This window comes from Haloferax sulfurifontis ATCC BAA-897 (assembly GCF_000337835.1).
Lineage (GTDB): Archaea > Halobacteriota > Halobacteria > Halobacteriales > Haloferacaceae > Haloferax > Haloferax denitrificans.
This window is the reverse complement of sequence record NZ_AOLM01000003.1, coordinates 19,857-33,175: the sequence shown is the minus strand read 5'-3', so window position 1 is coordinate 33,175 and position 13,319 is coordinate 19,857. Positions and strand designations below refer to the sequence as shown.

The window sequence follows — 13,319 nt, the reverse complement described above, 5'->3', positions numbered from 1 at the left end:
GAGACCACCGGCGAGGCGGCCGGGTCCGACCGTGCGAACCCGCCGTTATTCCGTCCTTCTACCGCCGTCAGATATAAGTAACGAGGGCCGATACGAATAGACGGAGAACGACCGTTCCCAGTTGCTTCTCTCGCACACAAATGACAGACAGTGTCCGACGTTTCACGACCGGCAACGCGCGCGTGCGCAAAGAGAATACGAACGATACCGAACAGACCGACACCGAGCGGGAGCAGACGCCCTCGTGTCCCGAGTGCGGCTCGGAGAGCCTCGTCTCCGACACCGAACACGGCGAGACGGTCTGTGACGACTGCGGCCTCGTCGTGGAGGAAAACGAAATCGACCACGGCCCCGAGTGGCGCGCGTTCAACTCCTCGGAGAAGGACCAGAAGTCCCGCGTCGGCGCGCCCACGACGAACATGATGCACGACAAGGGGCTGTCGACCAACATCGGCTGGCAGAACAAAGACGCCTACGGTCGCTCGCTGTCGTCCCGCCAGCGCGAGAAGATGCAACGGCTTCGCACGTGGAACGAGCGGTTCCGCACCCGCGACTCGAAAGAGCGCAACCTCAAGCAGGCGCTCGGCGAAATCGACCGCATGGCGTCGGCGCTCGGCCTCCCGGACAACGTCCGCGAGACCGCCTCGGTCATCTATCGCCGCGCGCTCGACGACGACCTGCTTCCCGGTCGCTCCATCGAGGGCGTCGCCACGTCGGCGCTGTACGCCGCCGCCCGCATGGCCGACACCCCGCGCTCGCTCGACGAGATTACGAGCGTCTCGCGCGTCGAGAAGGACGAAATCGCCCGCACCTATCGGTACGTCGTCCGCGAGCTGAAGCTCGAAATCAAGCCCGCCGACCCCGAGCAGTACGTCCCGCGGTTCGCCAGCGATCTCGGTCTCTCCGACGAGTCCGAGCGGCGCGCCCGACAGCTCTTGAAGAACGCCAAAGAACAGGGCGTTCACTCCGGCAAGTCGCCGGTCGGCCTCGCCGCCGCCGCCGTCTACGCGGCCTCGCTTCTCACCAACGAGAAGGTGACCCAAAACGAGGTCTCCGAGGTCGCCAACATCTCCGAGGTCACCATCCGCAACCGCTACCACGAACTGCTCGAAGCCGAAGAGCAGGTCCAACTGCCCTAACCCGGTCGGTCCGTTCGTTTCGCGCCGTCGCGTCTCGGCTCGCCTCGCCTCGTTTCGTTCCACTCCGCTCCGTCTCGCCCTGTCCCGCCTCGTTCCGCAACAGCCATGGCGCTCGCTCCGGAGCCACAGCCATGGAGACGACCCGACATTTCACCTCGACCGTGTACATCGTCAACGACGGCGCGGTGGCGCTCCACAGACACGAGCGCCTCGGCATCCGCATCCCGCCGGGCGGTCACGTCGACCGCGACGAACTCCCTCACGAGGCCGGCCTCCGCGAGGTCCGCGAGGAGACGGGTCTCGACCCGGAACTCGTCGACGACACCGACTCCGTCCCCGCGCCCGCCGGCCAAACGCTCCCACAGCCTCGCCAGCAGATGCTCTACGACATCAACGTCCACGGCGACGGCTCGGTCGGCCACCAGCACATCGACCACGTCTTCTACGCCCGCGTGGACTCCCGCGACATCGACCCCGCGGCGGGCGAGGCCGACCCCGAGGTCTGGGCGTGGTACGACGAGTCCGACCTCCGCGAGAGCGACCTCGACCCCGACACGGTGCAGTTCGCGCTGGAGGCAATCGAGGTCGTGCGCGACGACGAAACGGAGAACTGAGCCGAACGGACTGACGCCCGAAACCGCGCGGAACCGGCCTACTCGACGAGCGATTCGACGTACCGCTCGACGTGGTTCTCCATCCGTCGTTTGAACCCCGCCTGCCGCGCGAGTCGGTCGAGTTCGCGCGAGGCGTAGGTCCCGTACTGGACCGCCTTCTTGTCCGCCTCGGCGACCGATTCGGGGAGCACGCCGCTGGCGGCCTCCCTGAGTGCGACCTTCCGCCGGTCGCCGTCGACGAGTAACGCGCCGGGGAGCGGGAGCGCCGCCTCGACCACGCGGTCGCGGAGGAGCGGCGCGACGGGTTCGACCCCGGCGGCGCGGAGCACGAGCAGGTCGCGTTCGAGCTGGTCGGGGAGCGTGAGAATCATCTCGCGGGCGGCCCCGCGGACCGTCTCGGCCTCGACGCGGGGGTCGTCGGGCGCTTTCTGGACCTTCGCGTAGCCGCCGAACAGTTCGTCAGCGCCCTGCCCGACCGCGAGGCGGTCGTGGCCGTCTGCGGCGACTCGCTCGGCGAGCAGGTACAGCGGCAGGACGATTTGCACGTCCATCGGGTTCGTCCGCCCGAGCGCGGCGACGATTTCCGGCACGGCGCGTTCGAGCGCCTCGTGGGTGAGTTCGACCACGGCGAGGTCGCGGTCCATCGCGGCGGCGGCCTCGCGGGCGGCGGCGACGTCGTGGGAGCCCTCGAAGCCGGCGACGTAACAGGGGGCGTCGGGGACGCCCGACGCGACGACCGCGGAGTCGACGCCGCCGGAGAAGGCCACGGCGAGGCCGTCGTCGCTGACCGACCGGACCGAGTCGAGCACGGCGTCGCGGACGCGGTCGAGCGCGGCGTCGCGGTCGGTCGCGGCCGGCGGGTCGGGAAGCGACCAGACGCGTTCGTCGTCGCCGGCGGCTTCACCGGCCGTCTCGCGGGCGTGGCCCGCGGGGACGGCGACCGGGTCGTCGAGGTCGCGGTGGTCGAACGACCACGTCGCGGGGTCGGCGCGGTCGGAGAAAAGCGGCTGGCGACCGAGCACGTCGCGGACGAGTCGGCCGTCGAGTTCGCCCGCGAAGCCCGCGGTGCCGGGGAGCGAGTCGCGGTCGGCGAGGGCCTGCCGGACGAGGTCGGGAGACGCGCCGCGCATCAGAACAGGTCCGTCAGGGCGTGTTTCAGTCGCCGGGTCGCGCCGCCGGCGGCCTGCCGGAACGAGATGCGCCACGGGGTCTTGTTGCCGACGACGCTGGTCCGACCGTCGGCGACCGCCGAGAGGATGGCGTCGGCGCTTCGGGTGTCGGTGCCGACCTCGGTGACCGCCTGGCCGACCATCTCCGCGATGTGGGCGTCGCTCCCGGCGGTCATCGGGAGGTTCCGGCGCTTGGCGAACCGCTCGGCGCGCTGGTTGGCGATGCCGGTGAGGAGCCGCGAGTTGTAGATTTCGATGGCGTCGGCGCTGGCGAGTTGCGCGCTCGTGATGTGGGGGGCGACGCCGTGACGCGACTTCTGGAACGGGTGCGGGATGACCGCGATGCCGCCCGCGTCGCGGATGCGGTCGAGCGTCTCGTCGTACGACAGCCCAGCCGGAATCAGTTCCTCGACGCCCAAGGCGAGGACGTGGCCCGCGGCGCAGGTGACTTCCATCCCCGGGATGCCGACCAGCCCGTAGTCGGCCGCGAGCTCCGCGGCTTCGAGGCTGGCGTCTATCTCGTCGTGGTCGGTCACGGCGAGGGCGTCCAAGCCGACCGCGACCGCCTGTTCGAGGAGGTACTCGATTGGGTCCCGCCCGTCGTAGGACAGAGACGAATGCGAGTGCAACTCGACCGATAACACACCGTCTCCTAACGATGGAGGCTAAAAAAGCGCCCCGGTCCCGGTGTGATTGGCGTGTGTCCCTCACGCACGGTGTCGGCGGACTGGCGAATCGGCACACTCCGTCGCCTCGCCGCTTGCGGTGAGCGCGCGACCGGCGCGAGAACGCGGTCGACCCGAGAGACCGTCAGCGTCCGCAGACAGTCCGCGCGTGCCGACAGACCGCCGAAACTGGACGAAGTGTAAGAATACAGAAATAATATCGCGGGGGACGAACCGTTCGCACGGTGGCGTACCCACCGCGTGGGTCCACCGGGTGAGAGAGATGACTGTACGAGACATCGCACGGCCGAAAGACGAACTGGTGACAGCGAGGGAAGACACGCCGATTCGAGAGCTGGCGACGCTGATGGAGGACCGAAACGTCGGTTCAGTCGTCATCGCGGACGGTGACGACATCCGAGGCATCGTGACGGACCGCGACATCGCGCTCAACTGCGTCGCCGCCGGCGGCGACACGAGCGGGATGACGGCGAGAGACGTGATGACCGAGAAACCGTTCACCGTCGACGCCGGCGTGGGGGTCTTCGACCTGTTCCGGCAGATGCGGGAACACGGCGTCCGGCGCGCGCCGATAACCGACGGCGGCAAGCTCACGGGCATCGTCACGATGGACGACCTACTCGTGTTGCTCCAAGACGAGATGCACGAGCTGACGGAGATTATCCGCGCCGAGTCGCCGCCGTACACGCCCGCGTGAGTCGGATCGCGGACGGCGACGGCGACCCCGGCCACATTTTGGGCACATTCGTGCACATAGAAAGGGTTTACAATGTGCGTTCTGACCATACCAGTGAATGACGCTTTCCGACGCGGACCGCGACCTCGTCGTCGCCGAGCTCGGTCGAGACCCGACGCCGGCCGAGGAGATACTCTTCGAGAACCTCTGGAGCGAACACTGCGCCTACCGGTCGTCTCGCCCGCTTCTGTCGGCGTTCGACTCGGAGGGCGACCAGGTCGTCATCGGCCCCGGTGACGACGCGGCGGTCGTCGCTCTGGACGACGACACCTACATCACGCTCGGTATCGAGAGCCACAACCACCCCTCCTACGTCGACCCCTACGACGGCGCGGCCACGGGCGTCGGCGGCATCGTCCGCGACACCCTCTCGATGGGCGCGTACCCCATCGCGCTCGCCGACTGCCTCTACTTCGGCGACTTCGACCGCGAGCACTCGCGGTACCTCCTCGACGGCGTCGTCGAGGGCATCGCCGACTACGGCAACGCCATCGGCGTCCCGACCGTGACCGGCTCGACTTCGTTCCACGAGAACTACGAGGGCAACCCACTGGTCAACGTCGCCTGCGTCGGCCTGCTTTCGGCCGACCGCCTCGTCACGGCCGAAGCGCAGAAATCGGGTAACAAGCTCGTCCTCGTCGGCAGTTCGACCGGCCGCGACGGCCTCGGCGGTGCCTCGTTCGCCAGCGAGGACCTCGCGGAGGACGCCGAGACCGAAGACCGGCCCGCGGTGCAGGTCGGCGACCCCTACACGGAGAAACTGCTCATCGAGTGCAACGAGGCGCTCATCGACGAGGAGCTCGTCGAGTCCGCCCGCGACCTCGGGGCCGCCGGCCTCGGCGGCGCGTCCTCCGAACTCGTCGCCAAGGGCGGCTTCGGCGCCGAAATCGACCTCGAAAAGGTCCACCAGCGCGAGCCGAACATGAACGCCTTCGAGATTCTCCTCTCGGAGTCCCAAGAGCGCATGTGCTACGAGGTGACCCCCGAGAACGTCGAGCGCGTGCGGGAACTCGCCGCGCGCTTCGACCTCGGGAGCGCCGTCATCGGCGAGGTCGCCGAGGGCAACTACGTCTGTACCTTCGACGGCGAACCCGTCGTCGACGTGCCCCCGGAGTTCCTCGCGGAGGGCGCGCCGATGAACGACCTCGACTCGGTCGAACCCGAGTCGGCGACGCGCGACCTGCCCGCGTTCGACCTCGCCGAGGCGGTCGAAGCGGTCGTCTCCGACCCCAACACGGCCTCGAAGCGCTGGGTCTACCGCCAGTACGACCACGAGGTCGGCCTGCGGACCGCCCGCCGCCCCGGCGACGACGCGGCGCTCCTCGACGTGCCCGAGGCCGACACGAAACTCGCGTTCACCGGCGGCGCGGACCCCAACTGGACGACCGCCGCACCGTACGACGGCGCGCGCGCCGTCGCCTTCGAGAACGCGACTAACCTCGCCGCGAAGGGCGCGTCGCCCCTCGCGACCGTCGACTGCCTCAACGGCGGCAACCCCGAGAAGCCCGACGTGTACGGCGGCTTCAAGGGCATCGTCGACGGCCTCGCCGACATGTGCCGGGCGCTCTCGGTCCCGGTCGTCGGCGGCAACGTCTCGCTGTACAACGACTCCGTCTCCGGCCCGATTCCGCCGACGCCGACGCTGGCGATGGTCGGCAAGGCCGACGGCTCCTCGCCCGGCCTCTCGCTTTCGGGCGAGGGAGACCTGTTCCTCGTCGGCTTCGACGGCGGCGCGCTCGGCGGCTCGACGGTCCTCGAACACCTCGGCGGCTCCGACGCCTTCCCGGCGCTCCCTGAAGACGCCGACGCCGCGACCGCGGTCGAGACGATTCGGGCCGTCGCGGCCGACGAGTCCACGGTCGCCGTCCACGACGTGAGCCACGGCGGCCTCGCGGTCGCGCTGGCCGAGATGGTCACAGACGAGGTCGGCGCGGACGTGTCCGTCTCCGACTACGTCTCGCTGTTCGAGGAGACGCCCGGTCGCGTCGTCGTCGAGACGACCGACGAGGCCGCACTGCGCGACCTCGCGGGCGACGTGCCCGTCGTAGAACTCGGAACGACGACCGACGACGCGACGCTCTCGCTCGCGGTCGACGGCGACGAGGCCGCCTACGGCGCGGCCGACATCGCCGACCTGCGCGACGTGCTCGCCCGCGAACTCGACTGAACTGCAAAAAACCCGTCCGCGTCGCACCGCGTCGAACCCCCTCCGCTACGGTTCGAGGACGACTTTCCCGCGACTCTTTCTGGCTTCGATGTACTCGTGGGCCGCCGCGGCGTCTTCGAGGTCGAACGTCTCGCCGACGACCACGTCGAGTTCGCCCGCGGCGAGCAGTTCGGACAGCTCCGGCACCGCGCCGAGAATCGACTCGGGGCGCTGTTGCATGGCGCTTCCGAGGTGGAAGCCGATGACGGACTTGTTCTCGAACAGCAGGCGCGTCGGGTCCGCCGCGGCCGCGTCGCCGGAGGCCGCGCCGTAGGTGACGAGTCGGCCGAAGTCGGCGAGGGCGTCCAGACTGCGCTCGAACGTCTCGCCGCCGACGCCGTCGAGAACGAGGTCGACGCCCGCGCCGTCGGTCTCGTCGGCGACGACCTCGCGGAAGTCCCCTTCTGTGTACTGGATGCCGTGGTCGAGACCGAGGTCGGCCGCGAGGTCGAGTTTCTCCTCGGTGCTGGCCGTGCCGAACGTCTCGACGCCGGCGTGGGCGGCGAGTTGGACCGCCGCGGTGCCGACGCCGCCGGCGGCCGCCTGAATCAGCACGCGGTCGTCGTCTTCGAGGTCGCCCCACCCGTGGAGGCAGTTGTAGGCGGTGAGGAACTGGACGGGGAAGCCGGCGGCCTCGGCGAACGACATCGACTCGGGCACGTCGAACAGCGTCGGGGCCGGCGTGGTGACGGACTCGGCGTACGCCCCGCCGCCGGTCATGGCGACGACGCGCTCGCCGACCTCGCGGTCGACGCCCTCACCCACCGCGTCGATGGTTCCCGCGGCCTCCATCCCCGGCGTGTACGGCGGCTCCGGGCCGTCTCGGTAGGTTCCCCGGCGTTGCATGATGTCGGCGAAGTTGATGCCGGCGGCCTCGACGGCGATGCGGACCTCGCCCGGGGCCGGCTCCGGCGTCTCCGTCTCACACAGTTCGAGGCTGTCGGAACTCCCGTACTCGGTGACGACGATAGATTTCACGCAGGGTCGTAGCCGCGGCGGCCTGAAAAGGAAAGAGAACGCGGAAGTTCGTACGAGTTGCCGGTTCCGGGAGTGTCGTGCGCCCTACGCCAGCGCCAGCGGGATGCCGAACGTGACGACGAGGCCGACGACGAAGACGAGGAGTCCGGTCGTGACCTGACTCATCGAGAACTCCTGCATCGGGGAGGTGACGCGCCCTTCCTGTTCGCCTTCGTGGTGCTCGTCGTGTCCGTGGTCGTGGTCGTCGCTCATACGCGAGGCGACGGGTTCGCGGTACAAAAACCCACCTAACCGTCGTCCGCACATCCTCCGCGGGCGGCGGGACCGACTCGGCGGCACTCGGTCTCGCGGGCGGGCGTCGCCCCGGCGGTTCAGGACCGATACAGGAACAGCGCGACCAGAAACACGATCGCGAGCGGGAGGAACGGAATCGCGGCGTCGAGCGGGACCAAAAGCGCCACTATCGCGGCCGTCACCGCGAACTCGACGACGACGAGCAGACTGAGGAGTTCGGCTGAATCCGTCATCGGTCGGACTGGGACTCGCGTCGGACTTTTCGCCGCCGAGTCATCAAACCACCCGCTGGGCGAGGGGCCGAATCGGCGTCCTCGTCGCCGGGACTCGCCGAGGTGTTCGGATTTCGGCCACCGCCTGCCGTAGTCGAAACGGTGAAACGGCTCTTTCGCCAACGTTTCGGTAGCGAATGCTCACGAAGCGAATCATCCCCTGTATCGACGTCGACCTCGACGAGGACGGGAACCCGGCCGTCTACACCGGCGTCAACTTCGAGGACCTGAAGTACACGGGCGACCCCGTCGAGATGGCCAAACGATACAACGAGGCGGGCGCGGACGAGTTCGTCTTCCTCGACATCACCGCCTCCGCCGAGGGGCGGGCGACGATGCTCGACACCGTCTCGAAGGTCGCGGACGAGGTGTTCATCCCGCTGACGGTCGGCGGCGGTATCCGCACCCGCGACGACATCAAAGAGACGCTCCGCGCCGGTGCGGACAAGGTCTCTATCAACACCGCGGCGCTCCAGAACCCCGACCTCATCGAGGAGGGCGCGCGCTCCTTCGGGAGCCAGTGTATCGTCATCTCGGTGGACGCCCGCCGGCGCTACGACGAGGCGGGCGAGCACTACGCCGAGGTCGACGGCGAGTCCTGTTGGTTCGAGTGCACCGTCAAGGGCGGCCGCGAGGGCACCGGCGTCGACGTGGTCGAGTGGGCCAACGAGGCCGAATCGCGCGGCGCGGGCGAGCTGTTCATCAACTCCATCGACGCCGACGGGACGAAAGACGGCTACGACATCCCGCTGACGAAGGCCGTCTGCGACAGCGTCTCGACGCCCGTCATCGCCTCCTCCGGCTGTGGCGGCCCCGAGGACATGTACGAGGTTTTCACCGAGGCCGGCGCGGACGCCGGTCTCGCCGCATCCATCTTCCACTTCGACGAGTACACGATTCGGGACGTCAAGGAGTACCTCGACGAGCGCGACGTGCCGGTTCGACTGTAAACCAGCGCCCTCACAGCCGTTCTGCTCTGCCTCTCTTGTCCCTGTGCGCCCCGTCGCCATCCCCGTGCGCCCCGTCGCCGACCCCTCGGCCGGTCGTGCGCCCCCCGCGCAGTCGAAACCAATCTTAACCCGCCGCCGCGTCGTATCTCGACCCGAGATGACAGACGACGCGTGGCTCGACGCCCTCCGCACGCACCGTGAACAGAAGGACCGCTATCTCGCCGCCGACCGCAACTCGCCGATTCCGCCGGACCAACGGAGCTTTTTCGACGGTCTCGACTACTTCGAGCCGGACCCCGACCTCCGATTCGAACTCGAACTCCGCGAGTACGACGACCCCGAGCGCATCACCATCGGCACCTCGACCGACGGCGAGCGCGAGTACCTCGCGTGGGGGCGCTTCGGGTTCGAGGTCGACGGCGAGTCGTACGCGCTCGACGCCTACCGCGCCGACGCCGACGAGGATCGCCTGTGGGTGCCGTTCCGCGACGAGACGAACACCGAGGAGACCTACGGAGCGGGCCGCTACCTCGACCTCGAAGCCGCGGACCGGGGCGACGACGGGCGGTGGGTCGTCGATTTCAACTACGCGTACAACCCGTTTTGCGCCTACTCGCCGCGCTACGAGTGCCCGCTCGTCCCGATGGAGAACTGGCTCGAAGTCCGCATCGAGGCCGGCGAGAAGGACTACGAGGGACCGGGCGACGCGGACGCGTAACGGAGAGACGCGTCGCTCGGGGACGAGCGGAAACGAGAGAGAACCCGCAGATTACGCGTCGATACCGGCGCGGTAGGCGTCGGTGAAGTCGTCGGCGGTGCGCTGGACGCCGCGGGCGGCCTCCGCGAGCGCGTCGAGGGGGTCGACGCCGGGCTCCGTCTTGATAGAGAGGACGGGGTCCGTCTGTCCGCCGGACTGCTCGGGGTTCACGTCGTAGGTCGCGGCCGTGACGGTGTCGGTCTGGAGGAGTTCGCCCTTCAGGACGTTCATGAAGGTGTGGTCCTCGCCGCCGATTTCGATGCGGAGTTCCTCGTCGGTCTTGTCGATGACCCGCAGTTCCATGGCTCTCCGTTCCCTCCAGCGGCGTTTTAACGTTTCGTCTCGGGAACCGCGACCAGCTCGTCGAAATCGGGGTCCGCGTCGAGGAGTTCGTATCGTCCCTCGCCGTCCGGGGGCGAAACGACGCCCTCGGCGACGAGGTGGTCGAGGTGGGCGAACGCCTCCCCGGGGCCGTGGAGGATGTGGATGCCCGAGAGGTCGCCGAACAGGTGCGCGCTTACGGTCCACGCGTCCGTGGGGCCGTGTTCGTCGAGAACGGAGACGACGCGCTCGGTGCGCTCGCGGTGGTGTTCGGCGATGACGCGCGCCCGGCCGGCGGGGTCGGAGATGGGGTCGCGGTGGCCGGGCCACGCCCGCTCGAAGTCGAGGTCGGCGAGGCGCGCGAGGCTGTCGAGATAGGTTTCGAGCGGGCGGTCGACCCGCAGGTCAGCGCCGCCGACGTTCGGGGTGTACTTCGGGAGGATGACGTCGCCGACGTACGCCTCGCGGCCCGCGCCGCGCTCGCCGTCGAACGCGAAGGCGCTCAGTCCGGCGGCGTGGCCGGGGAGGTGGACGACTTCGAGTTCGCCGTCACCGGCGGCGATGCGGTCGCCGTCCTCGACGGGCGTCACGTCGACGCGCCCGCCTCGGAGGTCGTCGTGGCCGTCGAGGTAGTCGGTCACCTCGGCGCGCGGTTCGCCGGGGATGCGCCACTCGTCGAAGCGGCGCTCGCGAATCGAGCGCTCGGCCGCAATCGCGTCGGGGTCGCCAGCGACGATGCCCGCGTCGTCGGCGTGGACGTAGACCGGCGCGCCGCTTTCGGCCTGTAGTTCGGCCGCGAGCCCGGCGTGGTCGGCGTGCCAGTGGGTGAGGACGATGGCTTCGAGGTCGGCGACCTCGTGGCCGGCCGCCGCGAGTCCCTCGCGGAGGTCCCGCCGGACCGAGTCGGTCGCCACGCCGGCGTCGACGAGCGTCGGCCGGTCGCCGGGGAGGAAGTAGGCGTTGTTCCGCCCCTCGAAGACGGTGTTCCCGAGCCGTATTCGTTCCATGCGACCACCTGGCCGTCGAGGTGCATGATTATTCCGACTGCCGCGGCGGCGTCCCTCGGGGCGGCCGAGCGTCGGTCGGTCAGCGGCGAGTCGGCGACCCGCACGCCGGCCCGACGCCCGACACATTCAAAAGCCGGCCGCGCATCGAATCGCACGTCGAATGCCGGTGGACTTCTACGAGCTCCTCGGGGTCGAACGCGACGCCGAGACGGCGGAGATAAAACAGGCCTTTCGTCGGCGCGCGCGGGAGTACCATCCCGACGTCAACGACGACGAGCGAGCCACAGCGCAGTTCACCGTCGTCCGGAAGGCCTACGAAGTCCTCACCGACGACGCCGAGCGCGCCGACTACGACCGGATGGGTCACGGCCCGTACGTCGAGAAACGCCTCGACGGCCTGACGAAGTTCAAGTACCCCGGAAAAGCCGGCAAGAACGGCGGACGCGGCGAGTCTGACACCGGCGGTCGGTCGGCTTCGGGTCGGTCGTCGGCCGGGCGGTCGGCTTCGTCGTCGTCCACAACGTCGTCGTCCTCGTCTTCTCGGTCGTCCTCTCAGCGCGCGTCGTCGTCGTCCTCTCGGCGGTCGTCGTCCGCATCGAGTTCGTCGCGGTCGGGTCGGTCGCGCGCCTCCGGGTCGTCCTCGTCGTCGCGGACCGCGGGCGCATCGCAGTCGTCGGCCGCGGGCGGGTCGTCGCGCGGCCGCACCCGAAGTTCGGAGTCCGGTCGGACTGGGACAACCGGCCGGTTCGAACGCGGACGCGACGGCTCCGAGTCGGCGACTACGACCGCGTCCCGGTCGGGCGCGACGAACCCGCTTTGGTACGGCTGGGGCGTCTCGCTCGTCGCGCTGGTGGCGTATCTCGGCGGCTTCGCGTGGCATCTCGCGGGCGACGGCGCGGCGTTCGCGGCCGCGCTCGCGTCGCTCGACACGGCCGCGCCCGCCGCGGGACTCCTCGCGTCGTCGCCGCTTTCGGTGCCGAGGCTCGCGGCCCTGCAGGCCGCCGCGGCGACGACGCCGACGACGTTCGTCTTCCCGGTCGCGGCGGCGCTTCTCGCCGTCTCGCTCGCCGCGGTCATCGCCCGGTTCGGCCACGCGTGGACGACGTGGGGCTACGCGCTCGCGGCGGCCGTCCCGCTGGCGCTCGTGGCGGCCGGCGCGGTCGGCGTCGGACGCCCCGTCGCGGTCGACCTCCTCGGCTTCGTCGTCTGCCCGCTCCTCGGGGCCGGCGGCTTCGTCGTCGACGCCGGGTGGTATCTCTTCGCCTCACGCTAACTTCGCGGCGCGCGGGTCGTCCTCGCCCACGATTTTTGTCGTCCGCGCCCGACAGGTCGGTATGCCCATCCCGACCGACTCGGTCCGGCGGTTCCGACTCCGCGGCGTGAACGCGTACCTCGTCTCCGACGGCTCGGAGACGGTGCTCGTCGACGCCGGGACGCCGTGGGACCGCGACCGACTGCTCCGGGGCCTCGCCCGCTCCGACCTCGACCCCGGCGCTATCGACCGGGTGCTCGTGACGCACTTCGACCTCGACCACGTCGGGACGCTCGCCTCGCTCAGCCTCCGCGACGACGTGCCGATTCATCTCGCCGAACCCGACGCCTCGCACCTGACCGGCGCGTCGAAGCCGTCGCCCCGCTCGCTGAAAGGCCTCGCACAGCGCGCGCTCGCGTCGTTCGTCGAGCGGCCGACGAACCCCGTGGAGGTCGTCCGCGACGGCGACGAACTCGGCGGCTTCGTCGCGTACCGGACGCCGGGACACACCCCCGGTCACACCGCGTTCGTCCACGAGGGCCACGGCGTCGCGTTCGTCGGCGACATGGTCCGCGAGTCGAACGGGCGTCTCGGGCTACTGCCGGGATTCATCGCGACCGACGCCGCGGAAAACAGGCGGAGCGTCCGCGAGTTCGCGGCGCGCTGTCCGCCGGTCGACGTGGTCGCGGTGGGCCACGGCGAGCCGGTCACGAAGTACGGATACGGCGCGCTCAAGCGACTCGCGGACAAGCTCTGAGCGGAGAGAAGACGCTCTCGGAGCGTGAGGACGCGGTTACGTGACGGCGAGACACCGAGCTGTCGCTCGCGTCTGAGTTAAGAGCGGGGACCGCGGCCGAGCGCAGGTCCCCGGACTGACCAAGCCACTGTGAGGAGCACCAGTCTCACAGCTGCCTGACGCGCCCGGCGGAAGTGAATCG

Annotated in this window: 15 protein-coding genes; 8 read left to right on the top strand and 7 right to left on the bottom strand. The window is 69.6% G+C overall.

What is annotated here, in order from left to right; translation table 11 throughout:
• The first annotated feature begins 182 nt into the window (after positions 1 to 182).
• Entirely contained in the window at positions 183 to 1,139 is a 957-nt protein-coding gene (locus C441_RS00995) for a transcription initiation factor IIB (RefSeq protein WP_004970965.1), read from the top strand.
• A 131-nt stretch (positions 1,140 to 1,270) separates the two neighbouring features.
• Positions 1,271 to 1,753 carry an NUDIX hydrolase gene (locus C441_RS00990; protein WP_007273383.1) on the top strand — a complete coding sequence of 161 codons (483 nt, stop codon included), beginning with the start codon at positions 1,271 to 1,273 and terminating at the stop codon, positions 1,751 to 1,753.
• 38 nt (positions 1,754 to 1,791) lie between these two features.
• Here the strand turns inward: C441_RS00990 and C441_RS00985 are convergent, their stop codons facing one another.
• Both C441_RS00985 and C441_RS00980 read right to left on the bottom strand, forming a co-directional pair.
• The gene (locus tag C441_RS00985; protein WP_007273382.1) at positions 1,792 to 2,883 is read right to left on the bottom strand and encodes an asparagine synthase-related protein; all 1,092 of its coding nucleotides are present in this window, start codon (positions 2,881 to 2,883) and stop codon (positions 1,792 to 1,794) included.
• A complete protein-coding gene (locus C441_RS00980; protein WP_007273381.1) occupies positions 2,883 to 3,566 on the bottom strand; it encodes a PHP domain-containing protein in 684 nt (227 codons plus the stop codon). The genes C441_RS00985 and C441_RS00980 overlap by 1 nt, the downstream gene beginning before the upstream one ends.
• 304 nt (positions 3,567 to 3,870) lie before the next feature.
• On the opposite strand from C441_RS00980, the gene C441_RS00975 reads away from it, so the two are divergent.
• Together C441_RS00975 and purL are read left to right on the top strand one after the other, a co-directional pair.
• Positions 3,871 to 4,305, top strand: a complete 435-nt coding sequence (locus tag C441_RS00975) for a CBS domain-containing protein (protein WP_049920355.1) — start codon at positions 3,871 to 3,873, stop codon at positions 4,303 to 4,305.
• 97 nt (positions 4,306 to 4,402) lie between these two features.
• On the top strand, positions 4,403 to 6,511 hold the full coding sequence (purL, locus tag C441_RS00970) for a phosphoribosylformylglycinamidine synthase subunit PurL (RefSeq protein ID WP_007273379.1): 2,109 nt from the start codon (positions 4,403 to 4,405) through the stop codon (positions 6,509 to 6,511).
• Between the two features lie 45 nt (positions 6,512 to 6,556).
• Here the strand turns inward: purL and C441_RS00965 are convergent, their stop codons facing one another.
• From C441_RS00965 to C441_RS19760, 3 genes are all read right to left on the bottom strand, one after another.
• Complete coding sequence (locus tag C441_RS00965; protein WP_007273378.1) at positions 6,557 to 7,528, bottom strand: quinone oxidoreductase family protein; 972 nt, start codon at positions 7,526 to 7,528, stop codon at positions 6,557 to 6,559.
• An 84-nt stretch (positions 7,529 to 7,612) separates the two neighbouring features.
• On the bottom strand, positions 7,613 to 7,780 hold the full coding sequence (locus C441_RS19765; RefSeq protein ID WP_007273377.1) for a DUF7550 family protein: 168 nt from the start codon (positions 7,778 to 7,780) through the stop codon (positions 7,613 to 7,615).
• Between the two features lie 119 nt (positions 7,781 to 7,899).
• A complete protein-coding gene (locus C441_RS19760) occupies positions 7,900 to 8,055 on the bottom strand; it encodes a hypothetical protein (RefSeq protein ID WP_007273376.1) in 156 nt (51 codons plus the stop codon).
• 176 nt (positions 8,056 to 8,231) lie between these two features.
• On the opposite strand from C441_RS19760, the gene hisF reads away from it, so the two are divergent.
• Positions 8,232 to 9,044, top strand: coding sequence for an imidazole glycerol phosphate synthase subunit HisF (gene hisF, locus C441_RS00960; protein ID WP_007273375.1), 813 nt, complete (start codon positions 8,232 to 8,234; stop codon positions 9,042 to 9,044).
• A 157-nt stretch (positions 9,045 to 9,201) separates the two neighbouring features.
• Complete coding sequence (locus C441_RS00955) at positions 9,202 to 9,762, top strand: DUF1684 domain-containing protein (RefSeq protein WP_007273374.1); 561 nt, start codon at positions 9,202 to 9,204, stop codon at positions 9,760 to 9,762.
• Positions 9,763 to 9,813: 51 nt separating this feature from the next.
• Here the strand turns inward: C441_RS00955 and C441_RS00950 are convergent, their stop codons facing one another.
• Positions 9,814 to 10,104 (bottom strand): DNA-directed RNA polymerase subunit L, encoded by a 291-nt coding sequence (locus tag C441_RS00950; protein WP_004970976.1) that lies wholly within the window; start codon positions 10,102 to 10,104, stop codon positions 9,814 to 9,816.
• Positions 10,105 to 10,130: 26 nt separating this feature from the next.
• Complete coding sequence (locus C441_RS00945) at positions 10,131 to 11,129, bottom strand: MBL fold metallo-hydrolase (RefSeq protein WP_007273373.1); 999 nt, start codon at positions 11,127 to 11,129, stop codon at positions 10,131 to 10,133.
• 160 nt (positions 11,130 to 11,289) lie between these two features.
• Between C441_RS00945 and C441_RS00940 the strand changes: the two genes are divergently transcribed.
• Positions 11,290 to 12,402: a J domain-containing protein gene (locus C441_RS00940; protein ID WP_007273372.1), complete on the top strand. Its 1,113-nt coding sequence runs from the start codon at positions 11,290 to 11,292 to the stop codon at positions 12,400 to 12,402.
• 61 nt (positions 12,403 to 12,463) lie between these two features.
• Positions 12,464 to 13,138 (top strand): MBL fold metallo-hydrolase, encoded by a 675-nt coding sequence (locus C441_RS00935; RefSeq protein WP_007273371.1) that lies wholly within the window; start codon positions 12,464 to 12,466, stop codon positions 13,136 to 13,138.
• Positions 13,139 to 13,319: the final 181 nt, after the last annotated feature.

What these genes read in the sequence shown, in the direction of transcription:
- C441_RS00990 (WP_007273383.1), top strand. Translation starts at nt 1,271, where the DNA reads ATGGAGACGACCCGACATTTCACCTCGACCGTGTACATCGTCAACGAC.
- C441_RS00985 (WP_007273382.1), bottom strand. Translation starts at nt 2,883, where the DNA reads ATGCGCGGCGCGTCTCCCGACCTCGTCCGGCAGGCCCTCGCCGACCGC.
- C441_RS00975 (WP_049920355.1), top strand. Translation starts at nt 3,871, where the DNA reads ATGACTGTACGAGACATCGCACGGCCGAAAGACGAACTGGTGACAGCG.
- purL (WP_007273379.1), top strand. Translation starts at nt 4,403, where the DNA reads ATGACGCTTTCCGACGCGGACCGCGACCTCGTCGTCGCCGAGCTCGGT.
- C441_RS19765 (WP_007273377.1), bottom strand. Translation starts at nt 7,780, where the DNA reads ATGAGCGACGACCACGACCACGGACACGACGAGCACCACGAAGGCGAA.
- C441_RS19760 (WP_007273376.1), bottom strand. Translation starts at nt 8,055, where the DNA reads ATGACGGATTCAGCCGAACTCCTCAGTCTGCTCGTCGTCGTCGAGTTC.
- hisF (WP_007273375.1), top strand. Translation starts at nt 8,232, where the DNA reads ATGCTCACGAAGCGAATCATCCCCTGTATCGACGTCGACCTCGACGAG.
- C441_RS00955 (WP_007273374.1), top strand. Translation starts at nt 9,202, where the DNA reads ATGACAGACGACGCGTGGCTCGACGCCCTCCGCACGCACCGTGAACAG.
- C441_RS00950 (WP_004970976.1), bottom strand. Translation starts at nt 10,104, where the DNA reads ATGGAACTGCGGGTCATCGACAAGACCGACGAGGAACTCCGCATCGAA.
- C441_RS00945 (WP_007273373.1), bottom strand. Translation starts at nt 11,129, where the DNA reads ATGGAACGAATACGGCTCGGGAACACCGTCTTCGAGGGGCGGAACAAC.
- C441_RS00940 (WP_007273372.1), top strand. Translation starts at nt 11,290, where the DNA reads ATGCCGGTGGACTTCTACGAGCTCCTCGGGGTCGAACGCGACGCCGAG.
- C441_RS00935 (WP_007273371.1), top strand. Translation starts at nt 12,464, where the DNA reads ATGCCCATCCCGACCGACTCGGTCCGGCGGTTCCGACTCCGCGGCGTG.